The sequence below is a fragment of the Streptococcus alactolyticus genome (assembly GCF_042649785.1).
GTDB classification, from domain to species: Bacteria; Bacillota; Bacilli; order Lactobacillales; family Streptococcaceae; genus Streptococcus; species Streptococcus alactolyticus.
In genome coordinates, this window is sequence record NZ_JBHRZX010000002.1 from 32,791 (window position 1) to 46,081 (window position 13,291).

The following is a 13,291-nucleotide window of genomic DNA, read 5'->3' on the forward strand; positions in this document are numbered from 1 at the left end:
CTTTACATATGTCTTATTTAGCTGCTGCTAAATCTGCATCAAATTCTTGTAATTTCGTGAGGTATTCACTACTTTGAATTTTACCATTATAGACATCACTTAAAAGAGCAGCACTTTCAGTCCAGAAAGTAGTCATTTGACTAAGTTTAGGTGTAACGACTGTGTAGTCAGAAGATGAAGCCATTGTGATAACAGCTTGTGCTAATTCATCAGATTGTACTTTATCAGATTTTTGAACTGCTTTGTTTGAAGGGATGATGTTACGTCCTTCGTAAGTGAATTGATTTTCTTGACTTTCTTCGCTAGTCAACATAGATGCGAGTTTGTAAGAGGCAGCAATACGGTCAGTGTCAGAACCAGCAGGTGCTTGGTTTACAGCGAAAAGTTTCACACCAAGGAAGGCTTTTTGTTGAACGTCTTTACCACCAATGTTGATTTTTGGATAAACAGCGATACCAAGATTGTCTTTACCAACAGCTTCTTGAGCAGCTGACAAGTCCCATGGTCCTGTTTCGATAGCAGCTACACTGCCATCACCAAATTTAGACATTGTGTTTTCAGCAGTTGTATTGACGAAACCGCTGTTGTTTTTCTGGTCAGCAATCCATTTAAGAACAGAAACACCAGCTTCGTTTGCCCAGTTTGTACCGTCAACAGTTTCACCGTTTTCACCAAACAAAGTATCACCAACAGACATGAACAATGGAGCAGTGTCATAAGCGTTCATAGATTTGAAGGTATCACCAAATGTTGCTTTAGTTGTGATGGTTTCATAGTTCTTCACATCATCCGCAGACAATTTGCTCTTATTATAGAAGAGTACCTGTGATTCAATACCAAATGGGAAAGCATAAGTTTTACCATTGTATTGTGCGCCGGCAATCGCTTGCTCAGTTGCTTGTTCGCTAATTTCTTTAGCGTAATCATCTGGAATTTCTTGGATAACACCAGATTCAACTAACTGACCAAGTTGGTCGTGTGGAAGTGAAAAGACGTCTGCAGCTTTTTCAGGGTCTTTTTTAACGTTTTCCTGAGCTTTAGAGTCGTTTGATTCGATGATGTTGACTTTGTAGCCAGATTCATCTTCGAATTTCTTCACGATTTCTTCGTAAGAGGCTTTAGCGCCTGTTGGAACCCACAATTTAATTGTTTTATCAGATGATGACGAACTTGATGATTCCGATGATGAGGAATTCGAACAAGCCACTAACACACTACTAGCAAGTGTTAGGCCAGCGCCAGCAAGGAACAATTTTTTCCAGGTATTCTTCTTCATGTTTTCCCTCCTAGAGAAAGATTTTTAATATTTTTACACTTACTATTATGCAACCGTTTGCATTTATTTTCGATAACTTTTTTGAAAAAATTTTAATTTATTTTCAAACCTACCCCCTAAATCATAACAAAATGTAATCGAATACAATATTTTAGTTATAGGTTTTGTATTGTTTTTAGAAATAAAGCTATATAATTAAAATAAAAGAGTGTATTTTGTTAAGCAAACGGTTGTCTAAAAAATATCTATTGGGTATAATGGGTAGCAAAAGAGTTGATAAAGATTTTACATTATCTTGTCAGTTTACGGATTCTAGTATAAAATGAAAAAGGAAAAGGAGAACTAGATGGTTACAATTAAAGATGTCGCGGCTAAGGCGGGGGTCAATCCCTCAACCGTCAGTCGTGTGTTAAAAGACAATAAATCCATTTCTCAAAAAACAAAAGACAAGGTGCGACAGGCTATGGCTGAATTGGGTTATGTGCCAAATGTCGCTGCACAAATGTTGGCAAGCGGTTTAACCTATAATATAGGCTTGATTTTTCCGCCTCTGCTAACTCCTGACCGCCTTAGTGAACCCTTCTTTATGCAAATTCTTTCTACTATTACAAGTGAAGCAAAATTGCATGATTTTACTGTTTCAATTGCAACAGGGATGACCGTTGATGAATTAGAAGAACAGGTGAAATTGATGTACCGCCAAAAGCGTGTGGATGGTTTTATCGTTTTATATTCTGACCCTGAAGACCCTGTTCGTCGTTACTTGATGGATAATAAGGTTCCTTTTGTTATCGTTGGTGCACCTGAAGGTTATGAAAATGACATTACCTATATTGATAATGATAACCAGTTGATGGGAAGACGGGCTGTTGAGTACTTATATGAAAAAGGGCATCACAACCTTTTGTTTGTGACCGATGACTTGCAATCTGAAGTATCAGCAGAACGTTATTTTGGTTACTTGCGTGGCACAGAAAAATTAGGCTTGAAAAGCCAGCCAGCTCTCTTGTTTGACCGTAGAGAGCCTATGGTTATAGAATCCTTCATTCAACAGATTAAGGAGCAAGAAGCTACAGCCTTGATTGTAATTGCCGATACAATATCTGTTCGCATCACGCAATTGTTGCATTACTACCAATTAAGTGTGCCAGATGATATTTCGATTATTACCTTTAACAACTCTTCTTATTCAACCTTGATTCATCCTTATTTGACTACGTTTGACATTAATATTACAAATTTAGGTCGAACCAGTTTTAGAAGGTTACTAGAATTGATAAAATCACCGAAAACATCTATCACTGAAAAAATCATAGTACCGTTTATTTTGCGAGAACGCGAAAGTGTGCGTCAGATTTCCGGTGAAGAATAAGTCTATTCTAATAGCATAACGAAAGCTTTTATAACTCATTTTGCTTTGAGTGATGAAAGCTTTTTTTATTTTTTTAACAAAAATGGTTGACTTATGCAAACGCTTGCGTTATAATTGCGATGTAAAAAGTTTTGTTGATGAAGGAGAAAAAACGTATGAACCAACGCACAAGTGGCGTATTAATGCATATTACATCACTTCCTGGCACTCAGGGAGTAGGAACGTTCGGAAAAGAGGCGTATGAATTTGTTGATTTCCTAGTGGAAACAGATCAAACGTACTGGCAAATTTTACCGCTGACTACTACTAGTTATGGTGATTCCCCTTATCAATCATTTTCTGCTACTGCTGGAAACACACACCTTATTGATTTAGAGCAATTGGCGGACCAAGGTTTCCTTGACCGTGCTGCATTTGAAGGTGTTAACTTTGGAGATGATGTTGAGTCAGTTGATTATGCCCGTATTTTTGACCTACGTCGTCCTATTTTAGAACAAGCCGTTAAAGGATTTTTGAGCAACCCAGCTCGTGTTGAAGAATTAGCACAATTTGAGCAAGAAGCAGATTGGGTACAAGATTACGCTGATTTCATGGCAATCAAAGAATCATTTGATAACAAAGCCTTGCAAGAGTGGGATGATAAAGCAATTGTTAGAAGAGAAGAACAAGCGCTCAACGCTTACCGCGAGCAATTGAAAGATGCGATTTTATACCACAAAGTAACCCAATATTTCTTCTATCAACAATGGGCTGAATTGAAACGTTATGCTAACCAAAAAGGCATCCAAATCATTGGAGATATGCCAATTTACGTTTCTGCAGACAGTGTAGAAGTTTGGACAATGCCTGAACTCTTCAAAGTAGATGCTGAAAAGAATCCACTTTGCATCGCAGGTGTACCAGCTGATGAATTTAGTGATGACGGTCAGCTTTGGGGCAATCCAATCTATGCATGGGAAAATCACGCTAAAACCAACTATGCTTGGTGGGTTTACCGTATCAAAGAAGGCTTCAAGTTGTACGATTTATTGCGTATTGACCACTTCAAAGGCTTCTCAGACTACTGGGAAATCCGCGGTGACTACCAATCAGCAAACGACGGTAGCTGGCAACCAGGTCCAGGGCGTGCCTTGTTTGATGTCGTGAAAGAAGAATTAGGTGACTTACCAATCATCGCTGAAAACCTTGGTTACATTGATGAAAAAGCGGACCAACTTTTGAAAGATACTGCCTTCCCAGGTATGAAGATTCTAGAATTTGGTTTCTACGATGTTGAAGGTAAGAGTATCGACGCACCACACAACTGCGACGTGAATAGTGTTGCTTACAACGGTACACACGATAACGAAGTGGTTAACGGCTGGTATGCTAATTTAACAGAAGAACAACAAGCTTTTGTGGATGCATACACACACCGTTGTGACAATGAACCAATCACACAAGCTATGCTACGTACTTTGTTTGCAACAGTTAGTCACATTGCGATTGCGACAATGCAAGACTTGCTTGACAAACCTGCAGAAAGCCGCATGAACATTCCAAATACTGTTGGTGGCAACTGGCAATGGCGTATGCGCAAAGAAGATTTGACGGATGACCGCAAAGCCTTCTTGAAAGACATTACAGCGCTTTACTGTCGTAAAAACCCAAACAAAGGATAAGAAAAAATAAAGGATATACACATGACTACTACATTTACAAACTATCTTGAACATAAAGGACAAACACTTGCTGACATGAGCAACGAAGATATTTACGTCGCTCTTTTACACTTCGTGAAAGAACTAGCTGCAGAAAAACCAAAAAATACAGCTAAACGTAAAGTCTACTACATCTCAGCTGAATTCCTTATCGGAAAACTCTTGTCAAACAACCTAATCAACCTTGGTATCTATAAGGAAGTTAAGAATGAATTGGCAGCAGCAGGCAAATCAATTGCTGAAGTGGAAGATGTTGAATTAGAACCATCTCTTGGTAATGGTGGACTTGGACGTTTGGCATCATGCTTCATCGATTCAATGTCAACACTTGGCATCAACGGTGAAGGTGTCGGGCTTAACTACCACTGTGGATTGTTCAAACAAGTTTTCGTGGACAATCAACAAGAAGCAGAAGCTAACTACTGGATTGAAGACGATTCTTGGTTGGTTCCAACAGATATTAGCTACGATGTGCCATTCAAAGATTTCACGCTTAAATCACGCCTAGACCGTATTGATGTTTTGGGTTACAAACGTGATACGAAAAACTATCTCAACTTGTTTGATATCGATGGTTTGGATTATGGTTTGATTCACGATGGTATTTCATTTGATAAAACAGAAATCAAGAAAAACTTGACGCTCTTCCTTTACCCAGATGATTCTGATAAAAACGGTGAATTGCTTCGTATTTACCAACAATATTTCATGGTATCTAACGCAGCACAATTGTTGATTGATGAGGCTATCGAACGCGGTTCTAACTTGCACGATTTGGCAGATTACGCTTATGTTCAAATCAACGACACACACCCATCAATGGTTATCCCAGAATTGATTCGTCTATTGACTGAAAAACATGGCATTGCCTTTGATGAAGCTGTTGCTATCGTGAAAAACATGGTTGGTTACACAAACCACACAATCTTGGCAGAAGCCCTTGAAAAATGGCCTCTTGACTACCTAAACGAAGTTGTACCACACTTGGTAACAATCATCGAACAATTAAATGAACTTATTGCTAGCGAATACAGTGACCCAGCTGTTCAAATCATTGACGAATCAGGTCGTGTTCACATGGCACACATGGATATTCACTTCTCAACTTCAGTAAACGGGGTTGCAGCCCTCCACACTGAAATCCTTAAAAACAGTGAATTGAAGCCTTTCTACGATATTTACCCTGAAAAATTCAATAACAAAACAAATGGTATCACTTTCCGTCGCTGGTTAGAATTTGCCAACCAAGACTTGGCGGATTACTTGAAAGAGCTTATCGGTGACGACTACTTGACTGATGCGACTAATCTTGAAAAATTATTGGCTTATGCAGATGACGAAAGCGTTCATGCTAAACTAGCTGAAATCAAGCACAACAATAAATTGGCCTTGAAACGTTACCTCAAAGAAAACAAAGGTATCGAGTTGGATGAAAACTCAATCATCGATACTCAAATCAAACGTTTCCACGAGTACAAACGTCAACAAATGAACGCTCTTTATGTGATTCATAAATACCTTGAAATCAAACGTGGTAACTTGCCAGAACGCAAAGTAACGGTTGTCTTCGGTGGTAAAGCAGCTCCTGCCTACACTATCGCTCAAGATATTATTCACTTGATCCTTTGCTTGTCAGAATTGATCAACAACGATCCAGAAGTGAACCAATACCTCAACGTTTTCTTGGTAGAAAACTACAATGTAACCGTTGCTGAGCACTTGATTCCTGCGACAGATATTTCTGAACAAATCTCATTGGCATCTAAAGAAGCTTCTGGTACTGGTAACATGAAATTCATGCTTAACGGTGCTTTGACACTTGGAACAATGGATGGTGCCAACGTCGAAATCGCTGAATTAGCTGGTATGGATAATATTTATACATTTGGTAAAGATTCTGATACGATTATTGACCTTTATGCAACAGAAGGCTATGTTTCAAAAGATTACTACGAAAACGATGCCGTTATCAAAGAAGCAGTGGACTTCATTGTGAGCGACGATGTGGTTAAACTTGGTAACGCAGAGCGTCTAGAGCGTCTTTACAATGAACTTATCAATAAAGACTGGTTCATGACGTTGATTGACCTTAAAGAATACATCGCTGTCAAAGAACAAATGCTTGCAGACTACGAAGACCAAAAAGTTTGGATGACAAAAGTCATCAAAAACATTGCAAAAGCTGGATTCTTCTCATCAGATAGAACAATCGAACAATACAACGACGAAATCTGGCACAGCAAATAAGCTTAAAAATGACCTAATCATTATGATTAGGTCATTTTTTGTCTGAATGATGATAGAAATATAAGTTTTATGCATTTTTATTCAAAAAATGATTGACAAATTCCTTAAAAGCAGCTAAAATAAAGAAAAAACTAATAAACGGAGAATAAATATGAAAATCAAAAAATTAGTATTAGGGATTCTTGGTTTAGCTTTGTTCATGACTTTGACAGCTTGTGGCAGCTCGTCTAATGAAAACCTTCAAGAAAAAATTGAGAAAAAAGGCAAACTCGTTGTCGCTATGAGCCCAGACTATGCTCCATTTGAATTTAAAGCTTTGGTGGACGGTAAAGATACCGTTGTCGGTGCTGATGTGCAATTGGCTCAAGCGATTGCAGACGAATTGGGAGTAAAATTGGAAATTTCATCAATGAGCTTTGATAACGTGCTATCAAGCCTTCAAACAGGTAAGGCAGATATGGCGATTTCAGGTTTGTCACCAACAGAAGCTCGTAAAAAAGTTTACGATTTCTCAGATCCTTACTATGAAGATGAAAATGCCATCTTGGTAAAAGCTAGCGACGTTGACAAGTATACCTCAATTGATAGTTTGTCTGGAGCAAAAGTAGCTGTTCAAAAAGGAACTGTCGAAGAAGACTTGGCTAAAAAGCAATTGGAAAATGCAAACATCATTTCATTGACATCAATGGGTGAAGCCATCAATGAATTGAAATCAGGACAAGTTCAAGCTGTTGACCTTGAAAAACCTGTTGCAGAAGGTTACTTGGATCAAAACCCAGATTTGGCTTTAGCAAGCTTTGCGCTTAAAACAGGTGATGGTGATGCCAAAGCTGTAGCTATGCCAAAAGACAGTGGTGAATTGGTTGATACCGTTAACAAAGTCATCAAAAAACTAAAAGATGAAGGTAAATACCAACAATTCATTTCAGACGCTGCTAAATTGACTGGAAGCAGCAGCGACGAATAACATCAATAGTTTAAGGACCTTTTGAGGTCTTTTTTTGTGAACGTTTTGATTGCTTTTTTTAAAAAAGTAGGTAAGGTATGACTCATAAAAAGCCATAAAAGAGGGAGATTAGAGATGAATTACCTTGCTCAAGTGATGCTGTATGTTGACCATACAGAAAAGTTGTGCTCAATTTTGGGTGGATAAACTAGGTTTTACATTAAAACAAACCATGCCTGGACTAGATGGCGCAAAGATATTTGTCTTAAGTCCGACACCTGAGGCAGAAACAGCTATTGTCTTGCTGGATAAAGAGGCAGTAGCAGCTTACTCACCAGAACTTGTTTTAGCCACCCCATCTTTGATGTTTCATTGTGACGATGTCGCCTTAAAGCGTGAAGAACTTTTAAAAGCTGGCGTTCACGTGGGTGCAAATAGGAAAAACTTTGGCTTGTAATTTTTGTAATCCCGAGGGATATTATTTCGCTTTTTCTGAGTAAGCAAAAAAGCGACCACTTGAAAAGTAGTCGCTTAGGAGATTATGAAAAAGAAAGTTTATTAGGATTGTCTATAGTATAGAGTTCTTTCCTTAAAGAAGTCATAAGTTTGGGAATAAAAAACATGTTTTCAAAAAATAAATACATTTTTATGCACGTAAGGATTGACCTTTTTTCATAATTTTGGTATTCTTATTAAGAACGTGTAAATGTTACATTATCTTGAGGAGGTGAGACACATGTCAAAAACAGTAGTACGTAAAAACGAATCTTTAGACGACGCACTTCGCCGTTTCAAACGTTCTGTGACTAAAGCTGGGACTCTTCAAGAATCACGCAAACGTGAATTCTACGAAAAACCTTCTGTAAAACGTAAACGCAAATCAGAAGCAGCTCGCAAACGTAAAAAATTCTAATGAAATCTTAGATAAAAAAGAAGAGACGCTAGGCGTCTCTTTTGTCATTCTTATTTTTCTTTTAACAAATCACGAATTTCTGTAAGCAATTCTTCTTGAGTCGGTGCTGCATCTTCTTCGGCATCTTCTTGGTTTTGTTTGCCTAGAGATGTTGCGACATTAGCTGCTTTGACGATGAAAAATAGGGTTGTACCGACAATCAAGAAGTTAAGAACGGCACTAAGAAAGCTACCATAAGCCACACCATTCCAAGATAACTCAGTGATTTGCTCAACCCCAGCAGCTTTCAAAGCGGGTGTTAGGAAGAGTGGTGTAATCACATCTTCAACGAGTGAAGTGATGATGGCATTAAAAGCAGTCGCAACAATCACGGCAACAGCAAGATCTAAGACGTTAGCCTTAAACAAAAAATCCCTCAATTCCTTTATCATAAGAAACCTCCTAAAAAAATAAAACGCTTACGATAGTATTATACCAAAAAAGTGGCAAAAATGCTCTAAATATGCTAAATTCTAAAAAATTTACAAAAAACCTTGAAAATGGTATAATAAGTTTCAAAAGTATAATGGGATTAGTGTGTGGAGGTGATGTTTTTGGCAATCGACAAAGAATTAATTTCCGAGATTAAAGGTCACGTGAATATTGTGGAAGTCATCGGTGAAGTTGTTGATTTGACACGTGCTGGTCGTCATTATGTTGGCTTATGCCCTTTTCATAAAGAGAAAACCCCATCCTTCAACGTGGTTGAGGATAAGCAGTTCTTTCACTGTTTTGGCTGCGGAAAATCAGGGGATGTTTACAAATTTGTAGAAGAATACCGCCAAGTTAGTTTTTTAGATAGTGTGCGCCTGCTAGCAAAACGTGCAGGTATTACCATACCAAATGATAGACCGCAACAAGTTGAAACCAGGACCCAAAACCCTAATCAATTGTTGTTGGATATTCAAAAGGATGCGGCTAAGTTTTACAGTGCCGTCTTGAAAACGACAAAAGAAGGGCAAGAAGCTAAGGCTTATTTACATAGTCGTGGTCTAACAGACGATGTGATTGATTATTTTAACATTGGTTTGTCGCCCAAGGGCTCTGATTTTCTCTACCAATCTCTCTCAAAACATTACGATGAAAAGGTTTTGATGAACTCAGGTCTTTTTAATTTCTCTGAGCAATCAAACCGTTTCTACGATGCTTTTCAAAATCGTATCATGTTTCCTTTGACAAATGACAAGGGGCGGATTGTTGCCTTTTCAGGGCGCATTTGGTCACGAGAAGATGTGGAAAGTCAGCAAGCAAAGTACAAGAACACGCGTTCTACCGTTATTTTTAATAAATCGTACGAACTGTACCACTTGGATAAGGCACGTCCTAGTGTGAGTAAGACCCATGAAGTTTACCTAATGGAAGGTTTCATGGATGTGATTGCAGCTTACCGTTCAGGAATTGATAATGCAGTAGCTTCTATGGGGACTGCTTTGACACCTGAACATGTCAGCCATTTGAAACGCTATGCTAAGAAAGTGGTTTTGACCTATGATGGTGATGCGGCCGGACAGCACGCTATTGCTAAATCTTTGGAACTGTTGAAGGGGTTGGATGTTGAGATTGTCAGTCTACCTGATAGAATGGATCCAGACGAATTTGTTCACAAAAATTCACCTCAGGCTTTGGCTAATTTATTAGAAAATTACCGTATTAGCAGCACGGAATTTCTGATTCATTACTTGAAGCCTGAAAATAGCGATAACTTGCAATCAGAAATTGCTTACGTGGAACAAATTTCAAAGATTATCGCGCAAACTCCTTCTATTACGGCTCAAAATTCGTATATTAGTATGGTGGCTGATTTGCTCCCTGATTTTGATTACTATCAGATCGAGCAATCTGTCAACAATGAACGCTTACAAAACCGTTCTGCCATGCAGGGTAATTATGCCAAACAGGCTGTGACAGTAGTGGAGTTGCCCATTTCAAAAAAAATCTCTGCTATTACAAGAGCAGAGTGCCAGCTCATGCACCGTCTGTTAACGCATGATTACCTGCTTAATGAATTTCGCAGTAACGATCTATTTGCCTTTGATACTAAGGAATTGCAGGTTTTATATAACTTATTGTTGCAAGAAGGGGAGTTGGATTCCTACGATTTGGCACACTTAGATGAATCAACGCGTCAAATGTACTATCGCGTTTTAGAAGAAAATTTACCAGATGAGATTTCAACGAATGAAATAGAAGAGATTATTGACCGTCGCAATCGTCTTCTCCAAGAGCGAGAGTTGCAAAAGCAAGGCAAACTTGTCCGTGAATCGAGCCACCTTGGAGATGTAGATACTGCATTAGCAGCTTTAGAAAATCTCATTGCTCAAAAAAGAAATATGGAATAGAGGAAAATATGGCAAAAGAAAAAGAAATCACAACCTTTAATGTTCAAGTTGCAGAATTTATTCGTAATCATAAAAAGGATGGAACTGCCATTGATATAGAGGTTACTGAAAAATTAGTTATTCCATTTTCATTGGATGCTGATCAAATTGATGACCTTCTAGAGCGTTTAACGGATGGTGGTATTTCCATCACAGACAAGGAAGGTAATCCTTCAAGCAAGTACGTTGTGGAAGAACCAAAGCCAGAAGAATTGACTGACGAAGAGTTGCTTGGTAGCAATTCTGCTAAGGTCAATGACCCTGTCCGTATGTACCTTAAAGAAATTGGTGTTGTTCCTTTGCTTACTAGCGAGGAAGAAAAAGAATTGGCGGTTGCCGTTGCTAAAGGTGACCTTCAAGCCAAACAGCGTTTGGCAGAAGCAAACTTGCGTTTGGTGGTTTCTATTGCCAAACGTTACGTTGGTCGTGGGATGCAGTTCCTTGATTTGATCCAAGAAGGCAATATGGGCTTGATGAAAGCCGTTGATAAATTTGACTACTCAAAAGGGTTCAAATTCTCAACTTATGCGACTTGGTGGATTCGTCAAGCGATCACGCGTGCTATTGCTGACCAAGCCCGTACTATTCGTATCCCTGTTCACATGGTAGAAACCATTAACAAATTGGTTCGTGAACAACGTAACCTCCTTCAAGAGCTTGGACAAGATCCAACGCCAGAACAAATCGCTGAACGCATGGACATGACACCTGACAAGGTTCGCGAAATCTTGAAAATTGCTCAAGAACCTGTTTCTTTGGAAACCCCAATCGGTGAAGAAGATGACAGCCACTTAGGTGATTTCATTGAAGATGAAGTGATTGAAAATCCAGTGGACTACACAACGCGTGTCGTTCTTCGTGAACAATTGGATGAAGTGTTAGACACCTTGACTGACCGTGAAGAAAATGTCTTGCGCTTGCGTTTTGGATTGGATGATGGTAAAATGCGTACTTTAGAAGATGTCGGAAAAGTCTTTAACGTTACGCGTGAACGTATCCGTCAAATTGAAGCGAAAGCTCTTCGTAAATTACGCCATCCAAGCCGTAGTAAACAACTACGTGACTTTATTGAAGACTAATGAGTGAGAGGTTTGCCTATGTCAGAACAAAAGTACACTGAGGAAGAAGTTGCTAAAATCAAAGATCGTATCCTTGAAGCTTTGGAAATGGTTATTGATCCAGAGTTGGGAATTGATATTGTGAATCTTGGCCTTGTTTATGAAATTCGTTTCAACCAAGATGGTCATACAGAAATTGATATGACCTTAACAACAATGGGTTGCCCTTTGGCTGACCTTTTGACAGACCAAATTCATGATGCGATGCGTGATATTCCTGAAGTCACTAAGACAGAAGTGAAGTTGGTTTGGTATCCTGCTTGGACAGTTGATAAGATGAGCCGCTATGCTCGCATTGCTCTAGGCATTCGATAATAGATGAAAGAACAGCAAGAGCCTTGCTGTTCTTTTTTGAATTATTAGTGCTTTTTTCAGTAAAATAGTGTAAAATGAAAGGGAATGAAGTAAAGGAGAAAGACTTGTTATGATTTTAATTACAGGTGCTAATGGTCAATTAGGTTCAGAAATGCGTCATTTATTGGACGAACGTGATGAAGAATACGTTGCAGTTGACGTTGCCGAAATGGACATCACAGACAGCGAAAAAGTGGATAAAGTATTTGCTGAAGTAAAACCAACTCTTATTTACCACTGTGCTGCCTACACTGCAGTTGATGCGGCAGAAGATGAAGGTAAAGAATTGGACTACGCCATCAACGTGACAGGAACTGAAATTATTGCTAAAGCAGCTGCAAAATACGGCGCAACACTTGTTTACGTTTCTACAGACTACGTTTTTGATGGTGACAAGCCAGTCGGAGAAGAATGGGAAGTTGACGACAAAGCGAACCCTCAAACAGAATACGGTCGCACAAAACGTTTGGGTGAAGAAGCAGTTGAAAAATACTTGGATAACTACTATATCATCCGTACAGCTTGGGTATTTAGTAACTACGGTAAAAACTTTGTCTTTACCATGCAAAACCTTGCTAAAACACATGATACCTTAACTGTCGTTAATGACCAACATGGTCGCCCAACATGGACACGCACCCTGGCAGAATTCATGACTTACTTGACTGAAAACCAAAAAGCATTTGGTTACTACCATTTGTCAAATGACGCTGATGAAGACACTACATGGTATGATTTCGCAGTTGAGATTTTGAAAGATACAGATGTGCTTGTTAAACCAGTTGATTCAAGTCAATTCCCAGCAAAAGCAAAACGTCCATTTAACTCAACACTTAGCCTTAAAAAAGCCAAAGAAACTGGTTTTGTGATTCCAACATGGCAAGATGCCTTGAAAGAATTTTACAGACAAGAAGTGAAAGAGTAATCACTACCTTTTGAACAGGGTAG

The 13,291-nt window shown here is 38.8% G+C and carries 11 protein-coding genes and 1 pseudogene; 10 read left to right on the forward strand and 2 right to left on the reverse strand.

The window, feature by feature from the left end:
- Positions 1 to 13 precede the first annotated feature (13 nt).
- Positions 14 to 1,276, reverse strand: coding sequence for an extracellular solute-binding protein (locus ACFORE_RS00450; RefSeq protein WP_154454688.1), 1,263 nt, complete (start codon positions 1,274 to 1,276; stop codon positions 14 to 16).
- A 346-nt stretch (positions 1,277 to 1,622) separates the two neighbouring features.
- On the opposite strand from ACFORE_RS00450, the gene ACFORE_RS00455 reads away from it, so the two are divergent.
- The 6 genes from ACFORE_RS00455 to rpsU all read left to right on the forward strand — a co-directional run bounded on the left by ACFORE_RS00455 (position 1,623) and on the right by rpsU (position 8,454).
- A complete protein-coding gene (locus tag ACFORE_RS00455; RefSeq protein ID WP_204984506.1) occupies positions 1,623 to 2,648 on the forward strand; it encodes a LacI family DNA-binding transcriptional regulator in 1,026 nt (341 codons plus the stop codon).
- A 155-nt stretch (positions 2,649 to 2,803) separates the two neighbouring features.
- The gene (malQ, locus tag ACFORE_RS00460) at positions 2,804 to 4,309 is read left to right on the forward strand and encodes a 4-alpha-glucanotransferase (protein ID WP_264879704.1); all 1,506 of its coding nucleotides are present in this window, start codon (positions 2,804 to 2,806) and stop codon (positions 4,307 to 4,309) included.
- 21 nt (positions 4,310 to 4,330) lie between these two features.
- Entirely contained in the window at positions 4,331 to 6,595 is a 2,265-nt protein-coding gene (glgP, locus tag ACFORE_RS00465) for a glycogen/starch/alpha-glucan family phosphorylase (protein WP_235280966.1), read from the forward strand.
- A 151-nt stretch (positions 6,596 to 6,746) separates the two neighbouring features.
- Positions 6,747 to 7,562 carry an ABC transporter substrate-binding protein gene (locus ACFORE_RS00470; RefSeq protein ID WP_154454691.1) on the forward strand — a complete coding sequence of 272 codons (816 nt, stop codon included), beginning with the start codon at positions 6,747 to 6,749 and terminating at the stop codon, positions 7,560 to 7,562.
- A gap of 211 nt (positions 7,563 to 7,773) precedes the next feature.
- Positions 7,774 to 7,998 carry a VOC family protein gene (locus ACFORE_RS00475; protein WP_235281284.1) on the forward strand — a complete coding sequence of 75 codons (225 nt, stop codon included), beginning with the start codon at positions 7,774 to 7,776 and terminating at the stop codon, positions 7,996 to 7,998.
- A 279-nt stretch (positions 7,999 to 8,277) separates the two neighbouring features.
- Positions 8,278 to 8,454 carry a 30S ribosomal protein S21 gene (rpsU, locus tag ACFORE_RS00480; RefSeq protein WP_000048058.1) on the forward strand — a complete coding sequence of 59 codons (177 nt, stop codon included), beginning with the start codon at positions 8,278 to 8,280 and terminating at the stop codon, positions 8,452 to 8,454.
- Positions 8,455 to 8,504: 50 nt separating this feature from the next.
- Here the strand turns inward: rpsU and mscL are convergent, their stop codons facing one another.
- Positions 8,505 to 8,885 (reverse strand): large conductance mechanosensitive channel protein MscL, encoded by a 381-nt coding sequence (gene mscL / locus ACFORE_RS00485; RefSeq protein WP_380434889.1) that lies wholly within the window; start codon positions 8,883 to 8,885, stop codon positions 8,505 to 8,507.
- Positions 8,886 to 9,019: 134 nt separating this feature from the next.
- Between mscL and dnaG the strand changes: the two are divergent.
- The 4 genes and pseudogenes from dnaG (at position 9,020) to rfbD (ending at position 13,268) form a co-directional block, all read left to right on the forward strand.
- Positions 9,020 to 10,832 (forward strand): annotated as a pseudogene (gene dnaG / locus ACFORE_RS00490) (DNA primase).
- 8 nt (positions 10,833 to 10,840) lie between these two features.
- Positions 10,841 to 11,950, forward strand: coding sequence for an RNA polymerase sigma factor RpoD (rpoD, locus tag ACFORE_RS00495; RefSeq protein WP_154454693.1), 1,110 nt, complete (start codon positions 10,841 to 10,843; stop codon positions 11,948 to 11,950).
- Positions 11,951 to 11,968: 18 nt separating this feature from the next.
- Positions 11,969 to 12,304: a metal-sulfur cluster assembly factor gene (locus ACFORE_RS00500; protein ID WP_154454694.1), complete on the forward strand. Its 336-nt coding sequence runs from the start codon at positions 11,969 to 11,971 to the stop codon at positions 12,302 to 12,304.
- Positions 12,305 to 12,413: 109 nt separating this feature from the next.
- Positions 12,414 to 13,268 carry a dTDP-4-dehydrorhamnose reductase gene (gene rfbD, locus ACFORE_RS00505; RefSeq protein WP_154454695.1) on the forward strand — a complete coding sequence of 285 codons (855 nt, stop codon included), beginning with the start codon at positions 12,414 to 12,416 and terminating at the stop codon, positions 13,266 to 13,268.
- The last annotated feature ends 23 nt before the right edge of the window (positions 13,269 to 13,291 follow it).